Origin of the sequence: Vibrio sp. Vb0598 (genome assembly GCF_033338935.1) — a bacterium.
GTDB classification, from domain to species: Bacteria; Pseudomonadota; Gammaproteobacteria; order Enterobacterales; family Vibrionaceae; genus Vibrio; species Vibrio alginolyticus.
Genome location: NZ_JAWOTP010000292.1, coordinates 1 through 1,050 on the forward strand (window position 1 = coordinate 1; position 1,050 = coordinate 1,050).

Genomic DNA, 1,050 nt, shown 5'->3' on the forward strand with positions numbered 1-1,050 from the left:
ATTTGGCGGATCCGAAGTTGATGGTTTTCATCACTTAGCGTGAAAAATGCTCGTATCGCTTCTATTTTCATCGGTTTGATTAGCGTTTACCGATGAAAAAGAGTCTTTAGTGATTCGTTTTAAGTACGGCTACGGTGCAACGTTAATGTGGCTTTTAAACCACCCATTTTGCTCTTTTCTAAAGCCAGTAGGCCTCGATAGCTGTGCGCCATTTCACTCACAATATTTAAACCGAGCCCAGAACCTGGCGTTGTTTCGTCTAATCTGACACCACGTTTGATGACTTGGCCTAATTGCGCTTGAGGGATTCCAGGCCCATCGTCTTCGATAATCAGGTGGATACTATCCTTATCCAGAGTAGAGTGGACGCGAATCATGCTATTTGCCCATTTATAGCCATTTTCAAGCAAGTTACCGATCATTTCGTCGAGGTCGGTTTTTTCGACTGCAACATTCAACTCAGAATCAAGCTCATTAACTAAGGTGATGTCTCGCTCGGCATAGACTTTATCGAACGCCATTGAGATAGCATCCACTCGCTCTGCTGGATTGGCTTTGACAGAAAGGATGTTCATGGAACCCGCCATTCGAGCGCGACCTAAATGATAGTCGATGTGATCTTGAATCTGGTTGAGTGGGGCGTTTAAGCGGGCTTGCGTTTTGGGCTCTAGCGTTTGCACTTCATTTTTTAACACAGATAGCGGCGTTTTAAGTGCGTGTGACAAATTACCCGCGTGGTTACGCGCACGTTCCAGTAACTCCTGATAGTGGAAAAGAAGAGCATTGAGGTCAGAAATAAGCGGCGAAATCTCTTTTGGATAAGTTTCTTCTAAACTCTTTTTATTTCCAGCTTTGAGCTCTGCCAGCTCTTTTTGCAGTTTAGTTAGTGGACTCAATGACCAAACGATTTGCAAGAGAATGACAGTCAGAACGCCAGCAAACAACAATCCTAGAATTAGCCAGAGTTGACCAATAAGGGTTTGCAGTGTGCTTTTGATTGGCTCTTCATCAATACCTACGATGATATGAATTGGACCATCGTAGTCGGGC

1 protein-coding gene is annotated in these 1,050 nt (G+C 44.2%); it reads right to left on the bottom strand.

Annotation, left to right across the window (positions count from 1 at the left end):
- Window positions 1-119: 119 nt before the first annotated feature.
- Window positions 120-1,050, bottom strand: a 931-nt coding sequence (locus R7Q38_RS24770) for an ATP-binding protein (protein ID WP_318114718.1), incomplete at its 5' end; no start/stop codon positions are given.